The sequence below is a fragment of the Clostridium acetobutylicum ATCC 824 genome, assembly GCF_000008765.1.
In the GTDB taxonomy this organism is placed as follows: domain Bacteria; phylum Bacillota; class Clostridia; order Clostridiales; family Clostridiaceae; genus Clostridium_S; species Clostridium_S acetobutylicum.
In genome coordinates, this window is the sequence record NC_001988.2 from 94678 (window position 1) to 119501 (window position 24824).

The following is a 24824-nucleotide window of genomic DNA, read 5'->3' on the forward strand; positions in this document are numbered from 1 at the left end:
TATTTGATTTTCTTAATTCCTCTGTTATTTTGCTTCCTCCGGTTTTTCCTGTGCTACAAAAACTTCTTTTGCAAACTGTAGATAGCCATCACTCTGTACAATAGCAATTCCCTGATCTTTATCTGCTAGTAAAAGTAGCATGTCCCCTGGTTTTATATCAAATAAATCCCTTGCTCCTTTTGGAATTACAATCTGACCCTTTTCTCCAACTTTAACCGTACACATAAATTTTCCTTCTGGTATCTGCATTGGCATAAATTATCATTCCTTTCAGTATAATTTGTTTTATTAGTAAGACTTGTATAACTTATTATACTTTTTGTTAAGTTATATGTCAACAAAAAAAGAGAAAGCACAATCTTCGCTTTCCCTAATTCATATACGTTATTTATCAATAATCTTTACTTCGTTCTTAAATACAACTAAGACCTATTTATCAGTATATCACTATAGTAAATATAATTCTAATTTTTATAAATTATTGCAATATCTCCCTCAAAGGTCTCATATTATCTATTAAATTGTAATCAGAACTATCATCAAGGTTATACTGACCAATAAAATTAATGTGTTCCCATCCAAGTGGAGAAACGTGTCTTAGAAGAGATTCGTCAACTCCTTCTTTTTCCTTAAGTTTCTCAACTGCTTTAGGTAAGTACATGGTATTCCAAAGAGTTATGGAGTTTATAATTATACTTAAAGCAGTAGCTCTCTGTAACTGTCCTTGAATATCTTTTTCATGGAACATTCCATATTTCCCAAAGAATATTGCTCTAGCCAGTGCATTCATTGCCTCCCCTTTATTCAATCCTATCTGAATTTTTCTTCTGAAATCTTCGTCTGATAAATAATCCAGGATAAAAATAGTTTTTTCTATTTTTCCTAGTTCAGTTAATGCTTTAGCTAAGCTGTTTTGTCGTGAATAGGAACCTAGCTTGCCCATTATCAATGATCCAGAAACTTTACCTTCCTTTATTGAGGATACAGGTTTCAATATATCATCATAATTTTCTTTTATAATTTTAGTATTTATCTTACCTTTTATAACTGATTGAATATTTCTAAAGTCTTCTTTTCCTTCAATACAATATAATTTACAGTCTGATATATCCCTAAGTCTTGGAGCAAATCTGAATCCTAATAAATGTGTTAATCCAAATACCTGATCCGTATAACCCGCCGTATCTGTGTAATGCTCCTCAATTTCAAGTTCTGTTCTATGATTAAGAAGTATATCAATTATATGAATTGCATCTCTTGAATTTGTATTTATAATACCTACTCCAAATCTTGAATATTGATCACTTACAGCTGAATACATTGTCACTCCTTTTTCTAGTCCGTAATGAGGATTATAACTTGCATTTAAAGCTTCAACTGCCGATTTAACTCTTACCCCATCAGAAGATGAAGTGCTGCCATCACCCCAATGTACAGCATAAGGTTGTCTATGATGATAATTTGTGATAGCTGCCATAGCTTTTTCCATATTATCATCACTCATTCTCCAATTAACTACATTACTCATCTGTTTGTAGCTTATTCCTTTTACTGCTTGTTCCATTTTCTTAAGTCCTATATTTGTACCAAGAGCCATAAGTGAAGCTGTTATACATGATCTTTCATTATCTTTTGGTTCCTTGTTAGTTGAAGCATGGATTAGGTTATTATCAAAAGCTGTAAATTTAGAAATATCTATTATTATATCTGATAAATTTACCCTAGGTATTAAGCTGTAAAGCTTAGTAGCTAACTCTTTTGCCTCATCAGGAACTGCTTTTTCTAATCTTGATAATACAAATTTGTTATCTTCTATAGATACACCTTTCAATTTTTTTATATTATCAGACACATATTTTAATTTATTATTTAATAAATCCAATCTAGCTTTTAAATATTCTTCAGCATCCAAAGATACTTTAAAATCAGTATTTTCAGCTTTGTACTTTTCCCATTCAGAATCTGTTATCAAATATTCTTCAAAGGGTTTATGTTGCTTGCTTCCAACAATTGATATATCACCAGAACGAACTGCATTTTTAAGTTCAGTGAATACTGCTAATTCATAATATTTCTTATCTATATTACCTTCTTGATCATATACGTATTTTTCCCATTGATTAGTTACAAAATCTAAGGGAGCACCTTTGGGTACCTTTCTTTTAGTATTTGCATTAAGTTCTTTTATAGTTTCCATTGCTTTTAATACAGGTTCACCTTTTTTTGAAGCTTTAAACTCAAGAATTTTCAGTAATCTAGGGGTATATTTTCTGAGTGTGCTATATTTTTCAGCTATTAAGTCCAAAGAATTATATTCTTTAGGTCTAGTAATTTCAGATGTTTCATTTATTGAGCTTACGAATTCATCCCAAGGCATAATATCTTCAATTGCCTTAAAATCAACTGCTGTCTTACCTTCTTCTTTAGCTTTAATTATTATCTTACCAAGATCTACATAATTAATTAGACCTATATTTGCTATCTTTCCATTTTTCTTCATAAGATTTTCCTACTCTTTTTTACCGAAGGATTGCATATTTTTTATCTGAATGTCATGGATTTCAATAGCCTGATCTATAAGTTTTCTGCAAAAGTTAACTAAATATATTGAAAGAATAGAATATCTTTTTTTGTCATCAAATCTTTTAAAATCATAGGCTTCATAATTTGATCCTAATTTATATAATTCGTCAATTCTATTGTTATGTATTCTGCTTAAATCAATATTTTCAAGCTTTAAACTGCGAATATATTCAATTCTATCAGCAACTGAATTGAAAGCTTTTGATGATGACTTTCCTGATATTTCACGAAGCCATGATAATTTAGTTTTTTTCTCTGTACTTTGAACATTTATCAAAATATCAAGACTTATCTTTTGTTCATTTGATACTGATGTAGATATTAAATCAAAAATTTCATTATCAACATACTTTCTAACTTCAATAATAATATTTTCAATAGTTACTATAGAAGGCAGCAAAACTTTACATTTTTTAAGTTCATTAATTGCTTCTATAATTAGATATTTTAGATTATTATTTTTTAAGGCTTTATCTATTAAATAATTAACTAAATATTCTCTATCGTTAGTTTTAAATCTTCTATACCCATATAGTTTTAATATTTCTTCTAAATGTTCGTATCTTGTAGGTTGTCGCTTATTGTATGATTGAAATTCAAAAGTACTGATTTTTAATTGTTCTGAAATATATAATATTATTTCAGAAGGTATATTTTCAAAATCCATCAAAGTCCACCCTGTATATCTAATTATACAGAGCTGAACTGCAAATCCTAATTTATTGCTAGTTTTTCTATGTTTATTTATAACTTGTATATCTTCATCTGAAAGCATAAAAAATTTTTCTGTTTCAAATGAATTTGCATTATTGGGAAGCTTCATATATTCTTTTCGCTCTTTGCTAGTTAAAAACTCTCCACCACGTGCCATTTAATTCACCCCTTATAAATTAATGTTTAAATAAACATCATTTATTTCTTCTTGAGTTATTCCAATATATCGTTTTGTCACAGACTGTGATCCATGATTAAGTATTTTCATAAGAGTTTCAATTGGTACACCCTGCTTCCAGGCCATAAAGCAAAAAGTTTTTCTCATACTATGGGTCCCTATATGAGTACTCAACTTTACATTATCCTGTATGTCCTTAAATATCCTCCAAGCCATTTTTACACTTAAAGGGCTATTGCCTCCTTGTCTTAATTTAAAGATATATTTATCACCAGATGGCTTATCTGCATACTCCAAATACTCCAAAAGAGCTTTTTTCATAGATTGATTTATAGGAAAAACCTTTTGTTTGCTTGTCTTTTTTTCAATTAGCCTAATTTCTTTTTTTAGTTCTCCAATTTCATAAAAAATATCTTCCCATTTTAATTTTACAATATCGCTTACCCTTAGAGCTGAATTTATACCTACAACAAATATAGTATAATCTCTTAAATTTTTCCAGATAGATAATTTTTTACTGCTTGAATTTCTCTTTTACTTTTTATTGGATCTACTGTTTTACTTCCTTTTTTCATTTTATCATTTGCCATTTTTATCCCTCGCTTAGTTAGTATTATCACTACTATAATTGTACTTTAACTAACTTGTTTTGAGTAAAAAAATAAGAGTTTTATCATTTAATGATTAAACCCTAGATATATCAATGTTTTATGCTGATGTTATATACTTTTTTGAGTTAGAACTATTTGGTATTAATTCTAAGTCAGAATGTTTTGACAAAGTATATTTTTGGTAATAACTGTCTTAACGTATATTTTCCGCGTTTTGCGAGCACTACCCGCTTTTGTGTAGTCTGAACGCAGCTATGCCTTAATTCACCTATTAATTGATTTAATTGTAGGATTATATGTTCAAGTTTACTTTTTTTATGAGTGTCATAATTTTTATTATGTAATCTAATTTAGAAAGTATTTTAATATAAAATAGATATAACCCATATTCTTATTTTTAGTATCTAACAAGTTATTATTGTAGATTTAAAAAATCTTTCTTGAAATTCTACCAATGCTTTTATCTGATCTTTGTTATATTTGTTTAATTCTTTACAAACCACTAATTTATCCTCAACATCATTTATTCTCTTTATTATTGCTACAACATACCCTTCATATGTCTCTAAAGGTTCAAATTCTCCAATAATGTATACATCGATTTCTTCTCCATCTCCTGCTATTGTATTAGGGATAAAACCATAATTTAAAGAGTATATAAAATCATGTTTAGGATGCTTAGATCCTAATGATCTATCCACTTTAACTTTAACGAGTTTTCCCAAATAAGCCTCCATATAATTTCCTCCCTGTTTTTATCGCCAACATGAATGAGACGTGTCTCTCACCAGACTAACAATAGCTTCGACTATGCATTTCCAAGTTCCCTTAGGCATATCATGTCCCATTCCTTCAATCAAAAGTAATTTAGCATTAGGTATTGTACGTGCTGTATCTTTTCCTGCTTCAACAGGAATCAATGGATCTGCTGTCCCATGAATCACCAGTGTTGGAACTCTTAATAATGAAAGATATTTTCTCCTATCTCCATTGGCAACCAGCGCTGCATTTTGGCGTACAGCTCCTTGCGGATAATAACAGCGATCATAGCTTTCTTCAGTATACCGTATTGCACGTTCTTCTTCAAAAGGAAATCCTTTGCTCCAAAGCTTCTTCCACATGTGTACAGTATACTCAATATATGCACCACGCTGATTTGGAGGTGTTGCTGTAACAATCTCCAATGTTTCTTGTGATATCTTAGGATTATTCGGATTACCTGTAGATGACATAATAGAAATCAAACTACATATACGCAAAGGATGCCTATAGGCAAAAACCTGTGCAATCATGCCTCCCATAGAAGCACCACATATATGAGCCTTCTTTATTTCTAACGCATCCAGCAAACCAGCCACATCATCAGCCATATCTTCCAATGTATATGCTGTCTTAATTGGTTTTCCCTCTTGTGCCGCCTGATATATTTTACTCATATCAGGAATACCAGCAGCATCAAATTTTGTAGACAAGCCCGCATCACGGTTATCAAAGCGTATAACTTGTAAATTATGCTGTGCCAGCATTTCACAAAAATCTGATTCCCAAAAATTTAGCTGAGCACCATTTCCTGCAATAAGTACTATAGTAGGATTTGTCCTTTTTCCAAAAACCTCATATTCAATTTGTATTCCATTTGTATTTACGTGTGCCATCGCATATATCCTCCTAATACAATAGTATAAAACGTATGTTTATTAATTTCCAATTGCGTTGTACTTCTGTATATAATGGTACCACTCTTTACCATGATTTAAAATATATTCTTCGATGTGAAAAAGTATCTTTATTAGCCTAAATTAAATTGTAAATAGACTTATTTTTTCTGTTTAAATTTTTTTAATATGAGATACATAAACATAGCACACAATAAAAAATGCAGTCAAATTAATGACTGCATTTTTACAATTATTCTATCAAAGCATCATGAAATCGTTTTCCCTACTTCTACTTTTCTCTTTATTTTTAAAAATATTATATTATGTGCCTTGAAATATACTTACGTAAACGATTAATTATTTTATTAAGTTTCTTTATTTAGCAATATTAAATTCCCAATTTTGATTATTATTATTGTCCCATGTACTTCCGTTTGTAAAGACCATATTTAATGCACTTGAAGCCTCATAAGGAACAGTTACTGTGGCTTGCCATAAATTATTACCTAGAGATGTCATACTAGTATCTTTTGTACCTTTCCAGCTGTCATAGCCCCAATGCATCTTTATTAATGAAGAATTTTGTAAAACTCTTGCAGCTGCATTATAGGTTACAGTAATATTTTGGCCAGGAACTGGAGATTGAGGATTAACTTTAATTACATCATTCCCAGGATTAGGCGTAGGTACATTATTATAAAGAACAATAATTTGACCTCCAGGAATGTTTCCAGTTATTCTGCCATTTGATACGTTAAGAGTGCAATTGGCACTTGCCTTGTTAGTGTAAGAACCATCTTTTAAATTAGTCGCTGAGTCAATGGGCGTGTCCCCGCCAACATTTACTATTACCATACCTTGGTTACCACGTTCTATCATAATAGTTTCATTTCTTGGATTTCTCAAATATTCACTTTGGCCAGCCATAGCATTATGGAATTTATTTACAGCAGCTATATCACTATCCTTCCAAGAATTATCAGATGGCCTTATGAAAAATTGAGGAGTAAGTTGTGCTCTTGCATCTAATATTGCAAATCCCATTTTTATGTTCCAATCACTTGTACTTGAAGATTGATTATGTTCATAGTTATCATGACTTTCAACATAGCATAAAGCTTGGCTTGATGGAATATTATGATCACTAAAATTGATATTTAAAAGACCATTTAAGTTTTTGTTTTGAACCGCATTTCTTATAGTAGATCCATAGGATTCAGCTGTAATATCAAAATATGATCTGTAAACCTCATCATTATCGCCGTAATCTGGAAGAACTTCGCCATATAAATATAGGTTATTTCTGTTATGAAGTGAACTTAAAACTCTGCCCCAATAATCAGATGCCCAAGGTTTACCAGAGTCTTCGCCGCTATTAGTTTCAATATGTTTAGCTGAATCAAAACGAAAACCACCAGCACCAGCATCAATACATTCATTTAGAAATTGAATTTCCATATCTTGAACATCGGTTCTCTGGGTTGCTAAATCAAGAAGTCCACCAATATCTTTTTGAGTTACTTGATACCTATCCTTATAATCATTGCAGCTTCCTTGATTGTGATATAGTTCACGGTGTTTTAAACTATCGTCTACTGAATTATCCCATTGCCCTGGTGAGCTAGTTGCTACATGATTTAAGAGAGCATCAACCATAATTTTAATTCCATATTGATTTGCTGCTGAGCATAAATTTTTAAAATCGTCGTAAGTGCCAAGTTGAGCATTCCCGATATGGAAGTTGCATGGCTGATATAGTAACCACCAATCACCAGCCTTGGGAGTTCTTTGAACTGGAGATACTAAAATAGCTTTGTAACCATCGTCTTTAAATTCTTGCAGATGATCCTGAATATCCTTGAATCTCCAGGTAAAGGCTTGAGCAATTACACCATCTTCAGTTTTCGCTGGTAAGTTACTTGTTACCGGTTGCACATTGTAAGTTACGGCTTGTACATTTTGAAAACGATTACTTATAGGATAAAAAAGTGATCCACTAAATGCTGTTAAGGTAACTACTACCGCAAGTAAGCTTTTTCTTAAAGAAAATATTCTTTTCATTAAATAATACCTTCCTTTTTTTAATTTTTATATAGTTAAATGATAAATATTACCTATATGTATATATATTACATCGAAAAACCATTATTGTCTATATAGATTAGTTTAATAATATAATAGAGTGGCGATAAAGAAAACTAATATTGAACGTAAACTAATAGAATTTTACTTAGATATTTATAATTTTATTAAGATAATTTTATAAAATTGGAATAAATATGTACAAGCTTATTTTTACTCAATTGCTATTATTATCTTCTCTAGTATAACAATTTGTGCTATTTGGTGTTTTTAACTAATGTAAAACAAGGCAATTGTTTTTAAATTAATCTAAAGAAAAGGCGTACCAATAGTTGATACACCTTATAATAATCTTCAAAAGTGAATATTCAATTCATTTTTAATACACTCCCGTAATATTATATCTATTTTAAGCGATTTTTTTTAAGTTCCTTCAAAGCCTTTTTAGACCCTCTTTCTATATCTCTTTCTAGCTTTCTTTTCTTGTAATTAGAAAATATTTGATTTAAATCATATCCTTCTGGATATAGCTTAGAGGCTTTAATCTCTAATTTTAACCTTTTGTGGTTCACACTAATAAATTCTTCATTAAATAAAATAGTTACATTGTTGTATGCGTCTCTTTCTTTGTAAACAATGGCACTTTCCTTCTTGTCAATCCAAAGAACCTTATCTCCTACATTAAATTTATAACCTTCATCTTTGTGTTTTTCAATATTCTTTTCATTGATAATTTTACTGTTTCTTATTAATTCATAATTATAATTTTTGTTTTCCATGTAGCTTCTAGCTCTTTCAATTACATTATCTGAAATACCCATTTTCTTTGATATATAAAGAGCGTTACTATCGCCTGTCTTTCCTATATTAAGCCTATATAATGGATCTAATGTGTCACGTCTGAACTCCATTGCTGCATTTTCAAAGTCCGGGTGCTGCTCTGAAAAGTTCTTAATCTCTCCATAATGAGTGGTTGCTACTGTTATACATCCCTTATGATACACTTCCTCTAAAATAGCTATTGCTAAAGCCGCACCTTCATTTGGTTCTGTTCCGCTGCCAATTTCATCAAACAGCAGTAATGTTGACTTATTGCTTTCCCTTACTATATAAGCTAAGTTCTTCACATGGGATGAAAAAGTGCTTAACGCATTTTCTACACTTTGATTATCGCCTATATCTACAAATATCTTGTTAAATACAGCGATTTCTGTACCTTCTTCAGCACTTATATGGAAGCCCGATTGAACTGCAAGTGTCAATAGCCCTAAAGTTTTTAAAACCACTGTTTTTCCTCCTGCATTGGGTCCCGTAATTATCAATGACCTATATTCTTTTCCTATTTCAAAGTCTAAAGGTACTCCATTTTTAATTAAAGGATATCCTCCTTTAACTATTTTTATATAACCATGCCCATTTAGTTTAGGCTTTATCCCTTTTATATCGCTGCTATATTTTACTTTTGCCCATATCATATCGTATTCAGCTATTACCTCTATATTTATTTTAATTTCTTTTATTTTTTCATATAGCATTTCTGTTAAGGTAGCTAATATTTTATATTCCTCTAAGGTCTCTTCAATCCTTAATTCTGATAGTTCAGAAGCGTATCTAGCTACCACATCTGGTTCTACAAACACAGTGCTGCCCTTTAATGAGGTTTCAACAATTTTACCTTGAACTTTATTTTTAAAGGCAGTTTTTATAGGCACTGTATATTTTCCATTTCTTTGACTTACAAAAAATTCTTGTATATACTCCTTGTTCACAGGGTTTTCCAAAAATTTCTCAAGTCTTTTTTTTATTTGATCTTCGCATATATCAATTCGTTTTCTTATTTTTTTAAGCTCTTTCGAAGCATTTGAAGCTACTCTATTCCCTGATATTGACGTATTTATTTCTTCTTCTATATAACTTAAATCTGTTATATTTAGGCTGTAGGAGCTTAAAGTTGGAGCATACCCTTCCTTGCCCTTCATAAATAATTTAAGCTTTCTTGAGCCTCTTAAAAAGTTTTCCATCATACTTAAATCTTCTGGAGCTAGAGATGCACCTTTTTCTATTTTTTCTATGAGTGGCTTTACATTAAATATTCCGTCAAATGGTATATGATAAGAAGCATCTAAAAGTGTCCTTCCCTCAGAGGTTTCATCTAACCTTCTATTTACCACATCTATATTTATACTTGGTTCTAACTTATCTATTAAGGCTTTACCCAGGCCACTTGCACAATATCCTTTTACTATTTCTTTTAATTCATGGTAATGTAGTTTTTCTAGCGTTGTATTATCCATTTTGAAATTCCTTCCTCAACTTTATTCAAGTCAACGAAACCTGGGTAGATTTCACGGTATTAATTGTAAAATAAAAAAGCCATGGATACTCCACAGCTTTAATTACAAAATTAATAAAGGGTAATAACCCCAAAAGTAGTTTCGTGGACTTGTATCTATAAATAGTAATTAACTCCATAACAATTAGAAGTCCTATAACCTCAATTTTGGAATTAATATTAAGTTACCTATTTTAGATACTAAACACTCACAAAATTACCTCTCTTTTTTGAAATCTACCTAATATTAAATATTATATATCAACGTATCCACTTTATCAACATATATAATAAAGAAAAAAGCCAGAAACGCTTTCTTTATATTACATTGATGTTTCCTCAATTAATATATAATATTTTTATTTATATTTATTGCAGTCAATGAATTAAAAAAATAGTTCAGATGCACAGGAAATAATATTGCTCACTTCCTTTGAAAGTTCATCAATAGAATACTCAAGATCACCACGAAACCACACTTGGAACATATTAATAATTCCACCTGCAAAGAAATTTACTCGTATGCGAAAGGCAGGTGTGTTTTTTATGTTCTCAGGAACATCACTATCAAATTCCATATAGTTAACAAATATAGTTTTAAGTCTCTCAAGAAATTGTTCAGCTCCATTGGAATTGATTAAAGTTTTATAGAATTCGAAGTCTTCTTTAAGCCAATTTGAAACTTTTAAAAGAATAGGCTGTGGATTTTGAAAGAAACATTTATAATTAAACTCACCTAAAGATTCCAACATTTTTTCAATTACTTCATTTCCAATTTGGTCGGAAACCGCCTTTACATCTTGATAGTGTGCGTAAAACGTTCCGCGATTAATGTCTGCACGCTTAACGATATCGGTTACTGTGATTTTATTCCAATCTTTTTCCTTTATTAAATCTGCGAAAGCTTCTCTTATTAGCTTTCTTGAACGTATTGCACTTTTATATTCTGCTTTTTTATTCATAAATTATCTTTAGTGAGAAAGTGCATTATTCGTACCAAGCTCTCACTAAAGCTCACTTCCTTTCTTTTTATACTATTTTCTGTATATACCATATTAAGAATTCATCATATAAAAGCATTATGATGTAATTAACTCTCATCCTTTTTTAAGATTTTTACAGGTGCGTATCGTCCACATTTAGGGCATTTCACATAGAATTTAGTAAAAGATGTAAAGGAATTGAGTTCATTTCCGCCAATATCAAATACATTAAGACATTTTGTACGTTGAAAATTGTGTTCTTCCTTATACCTTAAATTACCCAGTACTAAAATTGGAACTCCAAAAGCAAAAAAAAGAAAACCTAAAGCAATAACTATTACATTCATTTAATAATTACCTCCATGTGATTTTAAAAATAAATTCACATTATTTCATCCTTACTTTATAAAAAATTACGAGTACTATTTACTTAATGCTTCTTATCTCATCTAAGTATTATACTTACTTTCTTATCCTCATATATCTCTGCTATTATCATTTACTATCCATACTATTAATCCTAAATATAACATAAAATCTCCTTAAATATCTATTAAAATCCAACAAAAATGTTTAAATTATATAATTTTAAACATAACCTCAAAAATTGATTATTGTTTGTTATATTCAAGATTATTATAATACATATATAATCAAAGTTCAACATATGTACTATTTTGATTTTAGTTATGATTTTGGTAAAGATAATGTTTTTGAAAGGGTTGATGAAATTGAATAAGTTGCTTAATAAAAGCTATTTATCAATTGTTTTTTGGGCACTGATTCTCACAGTTATTTTATTCACTATGCCAGACATGGGCAAGCTTGTAAGAGATAAAGGTCAGGTAACAATTGGTAAAGAATACTCATATTCTACTGCACAAAACATACTTAATAAACTAAATGATGTTAAAAGTAGTGACAAAGTGCTAGACGTAATAATGGTGTATCACAGCGATAAAAAACTTACGGACAGTGCTTTAAATGAAATAAAAGATAAGGTAACTAAATTAGAAAATAATAAAAACAAATATAACGTAAAAACAGTTCTCAATGTATTTACAAATAAAGATATTGAAGACCAGGTGATTTCTAAGGATAAAACCACATTGCTTGTGCCTATAAGTATAAAGCAAAAGGGTCGTACAACAGAAACTATTAGGAATGAAATCACAAAGGTTATGAAAACAGATAAGGTTACAAGCTATTCTACAGGTTCAGATTTTATTTCAGAAGATTTTTCAAAAACTATAGAGGCTGGAGTTAAAAAAACAGAGTTAATAACTATTTTTCTAATTATAGCTATACTAATTGCAGTTTTTAAATCACCAGTAACCCCATTTGCTACACTTGCAACTGTTGGTTTAAGCTATTTGACTTCTTTAGGTATTGTATTACAGCTAGTTGACAAATTTAATTTTTCTATATCAAATTTCACAAATGTATTTTTAGTACTAGTTTTATTTGGCATAGGAACGGACTATACCATGCTGCTTTTGACAAGATTTAAAGAAGAGCTTAATAACGGCTTAGATACAAATTCCGCAATAATTGTAACTTATAAAACAGCGGGAAAAACCGTAATTTTAAGTTCTCTTACAATACTTATTGGTTTTTCCTGCCTCATGGCCTCACAATTTAAAATATATCAATCAGCATCAGCCGTGGCGGTTGGCGTTGCAGTTTTAATAATTATGATTTTTACGTTTTTGCCTGCACTTATGAAGCTGTTTGGAATACATCTTTTTTGGTCACCTTTTAAATCGTCAGGACACTCAAGTAATAAAGCATGGGAAAAAGCAGCTACTATTTCAACAAAGTATCCATTTTTCGCTTTGATTCTTGTACTAGCAGTATGTGGTTTAAGCTATTTTTACACCTCAAGTCTTTCCTTTAACAATTTGAAAGAAATAGCTTCAAATTATCCATCGGTAAAGGGCTTTAATATTGTATCTAAGCATTTTGGTGTTGGAAAAGCACTACCTGTAAATGTAGCTATAGAAAATGATTATAGATTAGATAACCAATACACTTTGTCTGAAATAGATGAAATTACAGAAGCAATTAAATCCGTCAAAGGAGTTAAAGAAGTATGCAGTGTAACGCAGCCTAAAGGAAAAAAAATAAAGGATTTGTATATTAAAGATCAGGCAAATTCTTTAAATGGTGGATTAAAAGATGCAGATGGTGGAGTTAATAAGATAAATAATGGTTTAGGTGATGCTGTTTCTAAGCTGCAAGGAGCTAAAGTGGACACAAACTCCCTTGATAAACTTCAAAAAGGCGCAAATGATTTGTCTTCAAATATGGACTTAATAAATAAAGCTACTAATGAACTAAAAAACGGCATGAATAGCGGAGTACAAGGTTCAAAGGATTTATCTAATGGTATTCAAGCGCTGGATGACTCTATAGGTAAGCTTCAAGATTCTACTAATGATCTGCAAAATGCATATACTGCTATAGGTAAAGGATATGGGCAAGTTGGAGAAGGACTAAATAGCCTTCTTCCACAGGTTAAGAATTTTCAAACTGCATTTGGCAGCGTTATTTACATGCAAAGCCAACTTGCAGCAAAGCATCCTGAGCTTAATTCAGATCCAACCTTCGTTACCATGCAGCAGACCTCGCTTAAGTTAAACTCCAAGCTGCAAGATATGGTAGATGCTATTACAAAACTAAAGGCAGGTTTGGATGAAGCTAATAGTTCTTTAAAAAAGGCTAACAATGGACTTAGCCAGGCTCAAAGTGGTATTGGAGCAATGAAATCAGGTTCAGAAGCTTTAAGATCAGGAAGCTTAACTATGGCAAATAAATTAGCAGAAGCAGCCGATGGTCAAAATAAAGTAGCTAATGCAATGGGACAATTAGATGAAGGTTCGAAACAGCTTCAAGATGGCCAAAATCAACTTATAAACGGAATTAGTGGAATTTCCGATAAGACAAAGCAATTGACAGATGGCCTTTCAACGGCACAAAAAGGGTTAACGGATATTTCAACAGGTTTAAATGATGCAAATTCATATATTGATAAATTACAAAAGTCTAAAAACTCGGAAACCTTCTTTATTCCACAGGACAAAATTAATAATTCAGACTTTAGTAAATCAATGGATATGTACATGTCAAAGGATAGAAAAATAACAGAAATAAATGTTACTTTAAACATAGATCCATATTCAGAAGATGCTATGAAAATAACTGATAAAATAAACAGTGTAGTTGCAGCAAAAATTAAAACTTCAACTTTAAAGAACTCTAAGTTAGGAATATCAGGAATATCACAAATGAATAATGATCTTAAAACAATGTCTCAAAAAGACTTTAATAAGTCAAGTATAATAATGATCTGTGGCATACTTATTGTTCTTTTAATTGTTACAAGAGACTCCTGGATGTCTATATTCATAATGGCTTCGTTGGTAGCATCCTACTATATTGCCATTTCAATATCAGGTTTATTATTTAATAATGTTTTAGGAAAAGGAGATTTAAGCTGGAATGTACCTTTTTTCTCATTTATCATGATTATTTCACTGGGAGTAGATTATAGTATATTCCTTGTAATGAGATATAGAGAAAATTTGGACTTACCATCAAAAGAGGCTATAGTGAGTGCAGCTAAAAGCGTTGGTGGAGTTATTTCTTCAGCGGGAATTATTTTATCTGGAACTTTTGCAGCTATGTATCCTTCAGGGGTACCTACATTAATGGAGTTATCTTTAACTGTTATACTGGGAATTATATTACTTTGCACAGTATTTTTACCAATCTTCATCCCAGCTATGATTGCTATAAAATCTAGTATACTTAATAAATTTGAAAAGGAAGAAACTTCTAAGGAACTAGATATACATTCTAATAGAAAGGTAAGTAATCTATAAATAAGTAAGTTACTATAGTTAAAAGCAAACCCCACAATGGCCGTGGGTTTGCTTTTTTGCTATATATTAATTTATGTTTTAACCAAGATACTTTACATAAATGCTGGGACTTTAGGGAGATAAAAATAAGAAAAATGTGCAAAAATTAGCTTAATATTATATGATTATAATCGAATATATTCATATAAGGAGTGATGAAATGAATTTAATACAAGTGATAAAAGCATTGTCCGATGAAACTCGCATGAGAATATTAAATTTACTTGAAAAAGGTGAAATGTGTGTTTGTGAAATGGAAGAAATACTAGACATAAGTCAATCCAATGCTTCACGCCATTTAACAAAGCTTACAAATGCTGAAATTATTAATTACAACAAGGTAAGTAAATATGTATATTACAAAATAAATGAAGACGTTATAGAAACTTTTCCATTTATAGAGGAAATCATTAAAAAGCATGCACTTAATCTAGAACAATGTAAAAAAGATTTACGACAATTAAAAAAATATAAAGAAAGTGGCCTTAACTGCGATGAGTTAAAGGAAACTAAATTAGGGGGAAAATAAATTGAATAAAACATCAAAATTATTTTGGCTTGATCGTTATTTAACTATATGGATTTTCACTGCAATGGCAATCGGTATACTTTTAGGATGGACTTTTCCAGGGCTTTCTACTACATTGTCAAGTTTATCAGTAGGAACCACCTCTATTCCCATGGCTATTGGACTTATAGTTATGCTTTATCCACCACTTGCAAAAGTTAACTATAAAGAGCTCTATAAAGTTTTTAAAAATCCCAAAGTTTTAGGTTTATCACTTTTACAAAATTGGATTGTGGGACCAATTTTAATGTTTATAATAGCAATCATATTTTTAAAATCATATCCAGCATTTATGACTGGGCTTATATTAATTGGTCTTGCAAGGTGCATTGCCATGGTTATTGTATGGAATGGTTTGGCCGATGGAGATACAGAGTATGCAGCAGCTCTTGTGGCCTTCAACTCAATTTTTCAGGTTATTTTTTATTCAGTATACTGCTATATATTTATAACAGTTTTACCAACAGTATTTGGGTTGAATGGTTATAAAGTTGATATTTCAATGGTAAAAGTAGCTGGTTCTGTAGCCATTTATCTTGGTATACCATTTGCAGCTGGACTTCTTACAAGGCTAATATTAGAACCTAAAATGGGAACTGAATGGTATACAAAAAAGTTTGTACCTAAGGTGAGTCCGCTAGCATTAATTGCTCTACTTTTTACTATAGTAATCATGTTTACTTATAAGGGAAAATATATAGTTGAACTTCCGATGGATGTTATAAGAATTGCAGTTCCTCTTTTAGTATATTTTATAATAATGTTTTCGGTATCATTTTTTATAAGTTATAAATCAGGAATAGATTATAAAAAAACAACAACTCTATCATTTACAGCCGCAAGCAATAACTTTGAACTTGCCATAGCCGTTGCAGTTGCAGTTTTCGGAATACAGTCAAAAGAAGCCTTTACGGCAGTTATAGGTCCTCTAGTAGAAGTACCTGTTATGATAGCACTCGTAAATGTAGCTCTATACTGGAGAAAAAAATATTTTAGTAACGGAGGAAAATAACTATGAAACCAAAAGTAGCATTTATATGCGTACACAATTCCTGTAGATCTCAAATGGCTGAAGCTCTTGGAAAGCTATTTGCAGCTGACACCTTTGAAGCGTACTCCGCCGGCACAGAATTAAAAGATAACATAAATCAAGATGCAGTAAGAATTATAAGGGATTTATACGACATTGATATGAATGAAAAACATAAATCAAAGCTTTTAAAAGATCTTCCAAAGGTCGACATAGTGATAAAAATGGGCTGCAATGTAGTATGTCCTTTTGTGCTCTCAAAACACACAGAAGATTGGGGCTTAGACGATCCTTCAGGAAAAAGTGATGAAGAATTTATAAGAACGGCAAAAACCATTGAAGAAAAAGTTAAGGATTTAGCTAAAAGAATTATAAATAAAGAAATTGAATTATAAATAAAAAGTACAATAGGGTACACATGAAGAAATGTGTACCCTATTGTACTTATTTTATAATATTCATAATATCTTCTACTATCTGAACATCTGTAAGTCTATTCTTTTTCATAAGCTCATCAGGAACATAACGATCTAATAGTTCCTTTTTAATACCATAATTTAATACCTTCATATCAGAAGCACCGTAATATCTTGCAATCTTTTCACCAAAACCACCATCTAAGATACCGTCTTCAAGGGTAATTACAAGTTTATGTTCTTTTTTAAGTCCTTCAAGTAGCTCTTCATCAATTCCTGTAATATACTTTGGATTAATTAAAGTAGCGTTAATACCATTTTCCTGTGAAAGCTTTTCTGTAACTGACTGACCAAGCTGATAAAAATCTCCAAGTGCAATAACTGCAACATCCTTTCCAGCTTTTGTAACCTCATATTTATTTAGTTTAGAATAATCTGTGTTATCTACTACTCCGCTTTCTATTACTCCCATTGCAGGAACGCGAATTGCTACTGGGTGATCTTTCTGTATCATTGCCCACTTAAGCATTGCAAAATATTCTTCCTTACAGGTTGGAGCTAAGTATACCATGTTTGGAATGTTACTCATCATGCCAATATCGTATAACCCAAGATGTGTAACATCGTTCATTCCATAAACAGATGCTGCAAATACTAGCAATACTGCTGGATTATTATTAATGCACAAATCCTGTGAAAGCTGGTCATAGGTTCTCTGAAGAAATGTACTATACACTCCATAAACCGGATTTCCACCATTTGCTGCAATTCCTGAAGCTAAAGCAACTGCATGTTCTTCCGCAATGCCAACATCAACAAACTGTCTGCCTGCTTCGTTCCTTCTTTCTTTCCAAAATCCAAACACTGCAGGAGTTCCTGAGGTAATCGCTACTACTTTGGGATCACGCTTCATATAATCTAATAAATATTCTCCTGTTAGATTTCCATAATTCTCTGCACTTCCCATAGAAACCTTTGACGCTCCTGTCTCTAGTACAAAAGGCATTCCCCAGTGCCACTGCTCTTTGTTCTTTTCAGCAAATTTAAAGCCTTTTCCTTTAACCGTATGAATATGAACAACTACTGGCTGCTTTGTATCTTTAACCTTATTAAATACTCCTATTAGCTGTTCAAGATCATGTCCATCTTTTACATAATGATAATCTAAGCCCATTGCTTTAAAGAAATTGCATTCACTCTTTCCTTCTGTATCACGAAGTTCTTTAAGATTCTTATATAACCCGCCATGATTTTCTGCAATTGACATATCATTATCATTTACTATAATTATCATATTTGTTCCTGTTTCTGCAGCGTTATTTAGTCCCTCATAGGCTTCCCCACCACTTAGTGAACCATCTCCAATTATAGCAATTACATTGTCCGTTTCATCTTTTACGTCCCTTGCCTTAGCAAGACCACAAGCAAGACTTATTGATGTTGAAGTGTGCCCTATGTTAAAGAAGTCATGCTCGCTTTCTTCTGGATTGGAGTAACCAGATACTTCATCGTATTTTTCTGAATTAATAAAAGCCTCTTTTCTTCCAGTAAGCATTTTATGAATATAACTCTGATGAGAAACATCATAAACAATTTTATCCTTTGGTGAATTAAATACATAATGCAGTGCAATAGTCAGCTCCACAATCCCAAGATTAGGGCCAATATGTCCTCCATGCTCACTTAACTTCTTAAGCAGCACCTCACGAATTTCTGTACTTAAATCTTTCATTTCATCTATTGATAATTTTTTTACATCCTCTGGGGAATTAATTTTTTCTAAATACATATTTCATCCTCCTACCTTGCTTTTATATATCAAGTTGACTCACACTCTCTTGCGTGATATTATCATCATAAACTTGAGAGTGTACTCTAAGTCAAGAGAATTTTAAAATTTTTTTAGGGGGAATAAAAATGTACTATACAATTAGCGAAGTATCCAAAAAGATTAACGTATCTCCTCACACCCTTCGTTTTTATGCTAAAGAAGGTTTAATGCCATTTGTTGAACGCAGTAAAAGCGGTATTCGCATGTTTAAAGATGAGGATTTTGAATCTCTTTTTATGATTGAATGTTTAAAGAAATCTGGAATGTCAATCAAAGATATAAAGGAATTTATGAACTGGTGTATGCAGGGCGATGAAACAATTGATCAGAGGTTAAATATGTTTAGACAGCAGCAAGAAAGAGTTATAAAACAGATTGCTGAACTTAAGGAAACCCTTGATTTAATCAAATATAAATGTTGGTATTATGAAACTGCACAGGCTGCTGGGACATGCGATATACATACTTCCTTAAAGCTAGAAGATATTCCAGAAACCATTCGAAATTTAAAAGAAAATATGGGAAAGATGTATTGTCATAAATAATAAAGCTATAAGAACTTATATCTTCAAAAGAAATAGCTTGTTGACAAATATATTATATACTACTATACTTTATAGTAGTATATAAATGGTGGTGATTAAATTGTCCTCAATAAATTTGATAATACTTGGCTACTTACAGCATAAAGAAAAAAGTGCATATGAAATGGTTAAAGATTTTGATAAATGGAATCTTACGAAGTGGTTAAAAATTAGTAATCCCTCAATTTATAAAAACATAATTAAATTATGTGATAATGGGTATTTAAATTCAAGGATTGTTAAAGAAGGCGAAATGCCAGAAAAAACATTATACTCAATGAACGAAAAGGGAAACGCATATTTTAATGAATTAATGGAGGAAAGTTCAAAAAACATAGGCAATGTTTACTTAGAATTTAATGCATTTTTAGTGAACATAGAGAATTTACCAAAGGAAAAGAGAAGAGAATATCTTGAAAACTTCAAAAATAAGGCAGAAGAACGTAGTGCCTTCGTGGAGTCAGTTTATAATTACGAAAAGCAGCACACTGAAAAACCTGGCTCTGAATTCCTTATAATGGATCTATATAATGAATTCTATCACATTTTACAAAAATGGTCTGAAAAAGTTTTTGACCATTATAATTAGTAATCTCATGTCTCTAACAATTACTTATAGATATGCCGTTTAATTATCCAAATTCACAGTGGTATATCTTTATTGAGAGACATTTTTTTCGCCCAACTACTATACATTATAGTAGTCTATTATATACTAATATATTTTATATCTTTAGGAGGTTTATTTTATGAATAAAAAATATCAGATCATTTCTTTTATAGCCATTGTTTTAGGTTTTTTTATGACATTACTAGATACAACTATAGTAAATATTACTTTACCTAAGATGACTGAATACTTTAATACTAATATGAATCATATTTCCTGGGTAGTAAACGCCTATAATCTAGCTTTTGCAGTTATTATACTGACGGCTTCAAGATTAGCAGATCAATTTGGCAGAAAAAAAATATTCATAGGGGGCGTTTTTTTATTCACCATAGCTTCATTATTGGCGGGTATTTCAAATTCTCTTGAAGTACTTATATTTCTTCGAGCACTTCAAGGACTATCTGCAGCCTTTGTTGTTCCTGTTACAATGCCTCTTTCTGCTGAAATATTCCCACCAGAAAAGAGAGGAACTATTATGTCACTTTGGGGAGCTTTCGCCGGTCTTGCTGCTGCTAGTGGACCAACACTTGGTGGTATATTAACACAATTTTTTAATTGGAGATATATCTTCTTTATTAATGTACCTATAGGATGCCTTTGCATATTTTTAACTATTAAATTCATAAAAGAATCTTATGATCAGGCTGCAAGCAAAAGTATAGACTTTGGAGGAAACATAACAATCTCAGCTGCTATGTTTTTCTTAACCTTTGCACTAATAAAGGTTAATGAAAAAGGCTGGACTTCAAGCTTTACACTCTCTTTATTTGCTGCTTCAGCTATAACTCTTATAATATTTATAATTATCGAGCTAAAAGTTAATGAGCCTATGCTTTCTCTTAGTCTATTTAAATCTTTACAATTTACAAACGGATCTATTTCTCTATTTTTACTTGGGCTTGGTATGATGTGTGGCTCCTATTTTTTGTCCTTTTTTCTAACGCAGATTAAAGGATTAAATGAACTGTCAGCAGGCCTTATCATTTCAACTATGTCCCTAAGTTCAATGTTTTTTTCAATAGTAGCTGCTATCTTAACAAAAAAGGTTGGAAAGCGATTTATTAGCGCATTTGGCATTTTTCTTTTATGCTTCTCTTGCTACTTAAATAGCTCTCTTACTCAAAACTCTTCAAATATAGATGTCATTTTAAGATTAATTATTACTGGTGCTGGTACAGGCTTAAGTATGGCTACACTATTAAGTTCTACAATTGCTAATGTCCCTATAAATAAAATAGGAATAGCTTCTGGAATAGATAACATGACACGAACACTTGGAACTGTGCTTGGAGTTGCACTATTTTTGACTATATTTACATCAAATATGGCTATTCAGATAACTGATGCAAAAAAAGCTGTTATCCAAACAATACATAGTGACACTGTTTTTGATGATAAAACCAAGCTTAAGATGATTTCTTCGATAAAAGTATCTAGTGAACAAACCGTTAGTCTTTTAAAAATATTAAACACAATTGACAAAAAAGAAACCTCTGTATTAGCATCTTCTCCTTCCATGTATAAAGATAAAATCAAGGCAGGTTTTGAAACTCAAAAGAAAGAAATAAAAAAAGTAGTTCCTACTATACAGCATGTTTTTTTATCGTATACTGTTAAAGCTTTTAGTTTTACATTTGAAGCTGGAGCTATAATTCTTTTCCCAGGTGTACTTTTTGCATTGTTCAGTGATAAAAGAAGAGAAAAAAGTAATTAATATTATGAAATCCGTGCATGATTATTTGATGCACGGAAAATCACAATATGTAAGCTTGTGCATGTTCTACACTATCGAAGCCGTGAGTTACTTGTAAATATATATATATAACCTTATAATAGTGTTACATTTGTTTAAGGTATTGTGCTTTATATATTAATAAAATGTGATTACAAATAAGAAAAGGGGTGTGTTTTTATGAAAATTACTTATACAGAGGAAAAAAAATTCACGCAGAAAGAAATTCAGAATTTATTCTTATCTGTTGGCTGGGTGTCTGGCAATTATCCAAGTCGATTGTATAAAGCCTTGATAAATTCTTCTACTGTTTTAACCGCTTGGGATGGAGATAAGCTTGTGGGTCTTGTACGAGTACTGGATGACAGTGAAATGGTAGCCTTCCTGCATTATGTTTTGGTTAACCCTAACTATCAAGGGCAGAGAATTGCTGGGACAATGATTGAGATTATTAAAGAAAAATATAAAGATTATCTGTACCTTGAAATTATGCCTGAGGAAAGTAAAAATGCAGCCTTTTATGAAAAATTCGGATTTAAAATAATGCCAGATGGTGTAGCAATGCAGCTTTGCAATTTTAATAATCAAAACTAATAAATACATAAAAGATTAGTCTTAAATTTTTTGCTCCCTTAATATATTTAAACAAAAGGAGATTAACATAATGAATATTAAAATAAGAAAAGTATCCATAGAGGATTTAAATAAAGTAATAGAAGTTGAAGCAAGGTGTTTTCCAGAAGCAGAAGCTGCTAAAAAAGCATCATTAGAACAAAGAATTAAGACATTTCCTGAAAGCTTTCTTTTAGCAGAAATTGATGGAGAAGTAATTGGTTTTATAAATGGCTGTATAATTAATGAAACCACTATTTATGATGAATTATTTAATAACGCTGCACTCCATATTCCAAATGGAGATTATCAAACTATCTTTGGACTTGATGTAATACCAGAATATCGTAACCAAGGAATTGCAGCCGAGTTAATGAATCATTTTATAGAGATATCAAGATTATCTGGCCGCAAGGGTGTTATTTTAACCTGCAAGGAAAAGCTCATTCACTACTACTCAAAGTTTGGCTTTGAAAATAAAGGTATTTCAGAATCTAAGCACGGTGGTTCTGAATGGTATGATATGCTTTTAGAGTTTTAAAATATTATTCTATAATCAATCAAAGCCTTTTTTACTGAAATTTTTGAAGAATATAAAAACTTTTGATTGCCGTAATGATAACCAAAAGCACTCGCTGTAAATAGCAAGTGCTTTTTAGCCCATAAGAATAGTCCTATCAAACTATTATGGAAATATTATCGATAATTGCATGTGTTTAGCAAAAATGTCCTGAACCATAAACATAGAAGTATTTACCTTGAACAAATACATAGTACCATCCATTTCCGTAATACTGATACGATACCTCTGTCTTTTGAGCTACACTTCCAGCATATGTATCAGAATATGGCTGGTAGTATAACTCAGTATCGGCATAGATATGACCATTATGCCAGCTATCTCTTGGAGATACTGAAAGTTTAGTTGTTTTAGTGTTATTAATTTTAGCAGCTGATGAATTTACTGCTGGTATTAAAGTTAATGCAATAGCTCCTGTCATTACCAGACTTAATAACTTTTTACGCATGTTATCATCCCTCCTCAAATTTAGCTTGTACTATTTTAAACGCAACAAGCCTTATGTAATATTTTACATAAAATTATAGTTTTTTTCCTAATTCATCCTGCTGCCATATTATGGTAATATCCGTAATTAATTGCCATTTAAAGCGTTTAATTGTTATATGTATATTTTTGTAATTAATTACTTTAATTTACTCGCGTTTTTGCCTTTTATAACAATAATTATTCATAAAATTGTCTTAGCCCGATTTAATAAGTCAAATAAATTTAAAAATATTATGTACTAAGTCACTAACTATATAGGCTTTTCATCATTATTATAATCCTTAATTAAGTAAAACCGTCTATTTTATTAAATACCCTTATGACTAAAACCACCCATCCCCTTATATCCTTAAACTAATCTATTACTACTGATTTATTGTTAATATCAAGAGTTGAAATTTTGCAGTTTCCACCCAAATTATCCTGTACTGTTTTTGCTAAAGTATCTAGAGCATCTTCAAATTCCTTTACTCTTGTTTCATCAATTAGCTCAATGCATAAAAATGCGTTCTTTGTATTTTCCGTAAGCATTGTCCTTACTGATTCACGCCAATTAAAACACCTGCAAATTGCTCCCTCATTATCCTTATATACTATTTCACCTTCATACGGTGGCTCATTTTTATCTGTTCCTAATGTAACAAAACTTTCGTTTCCTACTGCCTTAGTTAATCTTATATCTCCAGCAAAGGCATCTATATCTTCTCCTCCGCAAGGCATGGCGTATCTTAAAGAAATAGAATTATAAATATCAACTAATGGATTAATGGTTCCTATATGATTTCCTTTATGGACCCTTTTTAATAATGCCTCAATAGAAGATCTTGCACCTTTCTTTGTTTTGAATTTTTGAAAAGCTTCTCTCCACACTTTTATGACTTCATTACTGCTAAACTCTTCATTTTTTAAATATGATAAAGCTTCTTCTTCCGAATTGGAAATCATGTCTTTATACTGATTTTCATCTTTTATAGAGTTATCTATGCTGTGGCAAATAACAACTCCAATCTTTGCGTTAGGAAATAAGCTCCAAAACTCATCCTCAATTACAAAACTTTTCATTTAAAAAACCTCCTTAAAATTATAATATCTTATTCAACTATTATACTCCATAAATGAGCAATAAACCCATTATATATAATAAAACACCTAAAAAATTTATGGTAGCTGTTAAGTCAATTATATATTTTAGCTCTAAATTAGCATATTAAAAGTCACATATTAGAAGGCAATTCCAATATGTGA

At 31.0% G+C, this 24824-nt stretch carries 20 protein-coding genes and 1 pseudogene; 9 read left to right on the plus strand and 12 right to left on the minus strand.

The window, feature by feature from the left end; all coding sequences use genetic code 11:
* Window positions 1-24: 24 nt before the first annotated feature.
* The 9 genes and pseudogenes from CA_RS19675 to CA_RS19715 all read right to left on the minus strand — a co-directional run bounded on the left by CA_RS19675 (window position 25) and on the right by CA_RS19715 (window position 11488).
* Entirely contained in the window at window positions 25-255 is a 231-nt protein-coding gene (locus CA_RS19675) for an AbrB/MazE/SpoVT family DNA-binding domain-containing protein (protein WP_010890776.1), read from the minus strand.
* A 223-nt stretch (window positions 256-478) separates the two neighbouring features.
* Window positions 479-3454: pseudogene (locus CA_RS19680) on the minus strand (Tn3 family transposase).
* 12 nt (window positions 3455-3466) lie between these two features.
* Complete coding sequence (locus CA_RS19685; RefSeq protein ID WP_077836368.1) at window positions 3467-3979, minus strand: tyrosine-type recombinase/integrase; 513 nt, start codon at window positions 3977-3979, stop codon at window positions 3467-3469.
* Between the two features lie 511 nt (window positions 3980-4490).
* On the minus strand, window positions 4491-4823 hold the full coding sequence (locus CA_RS19690; protein WP_010890780.1) for an inorganic diphosphatase: 333 nt from the start codon (window positions 4821-4823) through the stop codon (window positions 4491-4493).
* Window positions 4824-4841: 18 nt separating this feature from the next.
* Window positions 4842-5741, minus strand: a complete 900-nt coding sequence (locus CA_RS19695) for an alpha/beta fold hydrolase (RefSeq protein ID WP_010890781.1) — start codon at window positions 5739-5741, stop codon at window positions 4842-4844.
* A gap of 378 nt (window positions 5742-6119) precedes the next feature.
* Window positions 6120-7805, minus strand: a complete 1686-nt coding sequence (locus CA_RS19700; protein ID WP_010890782.1) for an alpha-amylase family glycosyl hydrolase — start codon at window positions 7803-7805, stop codon at window positions 6120-6122.
* Between the two features lie 425 nt (window positions 7806-8230).
* On the minus strand, window positions 8231-10120 hold the full coding sequence (locus CA_RS19705; RefSeq protein WP_010890783.1) for an endonuclease MutS2: 1890 nt from the start codon (window positions 10118-10120) through the stop codon (window positions 8231-8233).
* A gap of 424 nt (window positions 10121-10544) precedes the next feature.
* Window positions 10545-11120 carry a TetR/AcrR family transcriptional regulator gene (locus tag CA_RS19710; RefSeq protein ID WP_010890784.1) on the minus strand — a complete coding sequence of 192 codons (576 nt, stop codon included), beginning with the start codon at window positions 11118-11120 and terminating at the stop codon, window positions 10545-10547.
* A gap of 128 nt (window positions 11121-11248) precedes the next feature.
* A complete protein-coding gene (locus CA_RS19715; protein WP_010890785.1) occupies window positions 11249-11488 on the minus strand; it encodes a hypothetical protein in 240 nt (79 codons plus the stop codon).
* A gap of 378 nt (window positions 11489-11866) precedes the next feature.
* Here CA_RS19715 and CA_RS19720 point away from each other — a divergent pair, with 378 nt between their 5' ends.
* The 4 genes from CA_RS19720 (at window position 11867) to CA_RS19735 (ending at window position 17057) form a co-directional block, all read left to right on the plus strand.
* Window positions 11867-15025 (plus strand): MMPL family transporter, encoded by a 3159-nt coding sequence (locus CA_RS19720; RefSeq protein WP_014519108.1) that lies wholly within the window; start codon window positions 11867-11869, stop codon window positions 15023-15025.
* A gap of 199 nt (window positions 15026-15224) precedes the next feature.
* Window positions 15225-15593, plus strand: coding sequence for an ArsR/SmtB family transcription factor (locus tag CA_RS19725; RefSeq protein ID WP_014519109.1), 369 nt, complete (start codon window positions 15225-15227; stop codon window positions 15591-15593).
* Between the two features lies 1 nt (window position 15594).
* Entirely contained in the window at window positions 15595-16644 is a 1050-nt protein-coding gene (gene arsB, locus CA_RS19730) for an ACR3 family arsenite efflux transporter (RefSeq protein ID WP_010890788.1), read from the plus strand.
* 2 nt (window positions 16645-16646) lie between these two features.
* Window positions 16647-17057 carry an arsenate reductase ArsC gene (locus CA_RS19735; RefSeq protein ID WP_010890789.1) on the plus strand — a complete coding sequence of 137 codons (411 nt, stop codon included), beginning with the start codon at window positions 16647-16649 and terminating at the stop codon, window positions 17055-17057.
* Window positions 17058-17106: 49 nt separating this feature from the next.
* On the opposite strand, the gene CA_RS19740 is transcribed toward CA_RS19735, so the two are convergent.
* Entirely contained in the window at window positions 17107-18867 is a 1761-nt protein-coding gene (locus tag CA_RS19740) for a 1-deoxy-D-xylulose-5-phosphate synthase (RefSeq protein WP_010890790.1), read from the minus strand.
* 128 nt (window positions 18868-18995) lie between these two features.
* Between CA_RS19740 and CA_RS19745 the strand changes: the two genes are divergently transcribed.
* The 5 genes from CA_RS19745 to CA_RS19765 all read left to right on the plus strand — a co-directional run bounded on the left by CA_RS19745 (window position 18996) and on the right by CA_RS19765 (window position 23051).
* A complete protein-coding gene (locus CA_RS19745; protein WP_010890791.1) occupies window positions 18996-19454 on the plus strand; it encodes a MerR family transcriptional regulator in 459 nt (152 codons plus the stop codon).
* 100 nt (window positions 19455-19554) lie between these two features.
* Window positions 19555-20082 (plus strand): PadR family transcriptional regulator, encoded by a 528-nt coding sequence (locus tag CA_RS19750; protein WP_014519111.1) that lies wholly within the window; start codon window positions 19555-19557, stop codon window positions 20080-20082.
* 160 nt (window positions 20083-20242) lie between these two features.
* Window positions 20243-21880, plus strand: coding sequence for an MFS transporter (locus tag CA_RS19755; RefSeq protein ID WP_010890793.1), 1638 nt, complete (start codon window positions 20243-20245; stop codon window positions 21878-21880).
* 198 nt (window positions 21881-22078) lie between these two features.
* Complete coding sequence (locus CA_RS19760) at window positions 22079-22492, plus strand: GNAT family N-acetyltransferase (RefSeq protein ID WP_010890794.1); 414 nt, start codon at window positions 22079-22081, stop codon at window positions 22490-22492.
* 70 nt (window positions 22493-22562) lie between these two features.
* Window positions 22563-23051 (plus strand): GNAT family N-acetyltransferase, encoded by a 489-nt coding sequence (locus CA_RS19765; RefSeq protein ID WP_010890795.1) that lies wholly within the window; start codon window positions 22563-22565, stop codon window positions 23049-23051.
* 175 nt (window positions 23052-23226) lie between these two features.
* Here the strand turns inward: CA_RS19765 and CA_RS19770 are convergent, their stop codons facing one another.
* Together CA_RS19770 and CA_RS19775 are read right to left on the minus strand one after the other, a co-directional pair.
* Window positions 23227-23538 carry a hypothetical protein gene (locus tag CA_RS19770; RefSeq protein ID WP_010890796.1) on the minus strand — a complete coding sequence of 104 codons (312 nt, stop codon included), beginning with the start codon at window positions 23536-23538 and terminating at the stop codon, window positions 23227-23229.
* A gap of 395 nt (window positions 23539-23933) precedes the next feature.
* On the minus strand, window positions 23934-24641 hold the full coding sequence (locus CA_RS19775) for a B3/B4 domain-containing protein (RefSeq protein WP_010890797.1): 708 nt from the start codon (window positions 24639-24641) through the stop codon (window positions 23934-23936).
* Window positions 24642-24824: the final 183 nt, after the last annotated feature.

Bases quoted from the DNA above. Each gene is read 5' to 3' on its own strand.
- CA_RS19675 (WP_010890776.1), bottom strand. From the start codon at position 255: ATGCCAATGCAGATACCAGAAGGAAAATTTATGTGTACGGTTAAAGTT.
- CA_RS19690 (WP_010890780.1), bottom strand. From the start codon at position 4,823: ATGGAGGCTTATTTGGGAAAACTCGTTAAAGTTAAAGTGGATAGATCA.
- CA_RS19695 (WP_010890781.1), bottom strand. From the start codon at position 5,741: ATGGCACACGTAAATACAAATGGAATACAAATTGAATATGAGGTTTTT.
- CA_RS19700 (WP_010890782.1), bottom strand. From the start codon at position 7,805: ATGAAAAGAATATTTTCTTTAAGAAAAAGCTTACTTGCGGTAGTAGTT.
- CA_RS19705 (WP_010890783.1), bottom strand. From the start codon at position 10,120: ATGGATAATACAACGCTAGAAAAACTACATTACCATGAATTAAAAGAA.
- CA_RS19710 (WP_010890784.1), bottom strand. From the start codon at position 11,120: ATGAATAAAAAAGCAGAATATAAAAGTGCAATACGTTCAAGAAAGCTA.
- CA_RS19715 (WP_010890785.1), bottom strand. From the start codon at position 11,488: ATGAATGTAATAGTTATTGCTTTAGGTTTTCTTTTTTTTGCTTTTGGA.
- CA_RS19720 (WP_014519108.1), top strand. From the start codon at position 11,867: ATGAAATTGAATAAGTTGCTTAATAAAAGCTATTTATCAATTGTTTTT.
- CA_RS19725 (WP_014519109.1), top strand. From the start codon at position 15,225: ATGAATTTAATACAAGTGATAAAAGCATTGTCCGATGAAACTCGCATG.
- CA_RS19735 (WP_010890789.1), top strand. From the start codon at position 16,647: ATGAAACCAAAAGTAGCATTTATATGCGTACACAATTCCTGTAGATCT.
- CA_RS19740 (WP_010890790.1), bottom strand. From the start codon at position 18,867: ATGTATTTAGAAAAAATTAATTCCCCAGAGGATGTAAAAAAATTATCA.
- CA_RS19745 (WP_010890791.1), top strand. From the start codon at position 18,996: ATGTACTATACAATTAGCGAAGTATCCAAAAAGATTAACGTATCTCCT.
- CA_RS19755 (WP_010890793.1), top strand. From the start codon at position 20,243: ATGAATAAAAAATATCAGATCATTTCTTTTATAGCCATTGTTTTAGGT.
- CA_RS19760 (WP_010890794.1), top strand. From the start codon at position 22,079: ATGAAAATTACTTATACAGAGGAAAAAAAATTCACGCAGAAAGAAATT.
- CA_RS19765 (WP_010890795.1), top strand. From the start codon at position 22,563: ATGAATATTAAAATAAGAAAAGTATCCATAGAGGATTTAAATAAAGTA.
- CA_RS19770 (WP_010890796.1), bottom strand. From the start codon at position 23,538: ATGCGTAAAAAGTTATTAAGTCTGGTAATGACAGGAGCTATTGCATTA.
- CA_RS19775 (WP_010890797.1), bottom strand. From the start codon at position 24,641: ATGAAAAGTTTTGTAATTGAGGATGAGTTTTGGAGCTTATTTCCTAAC.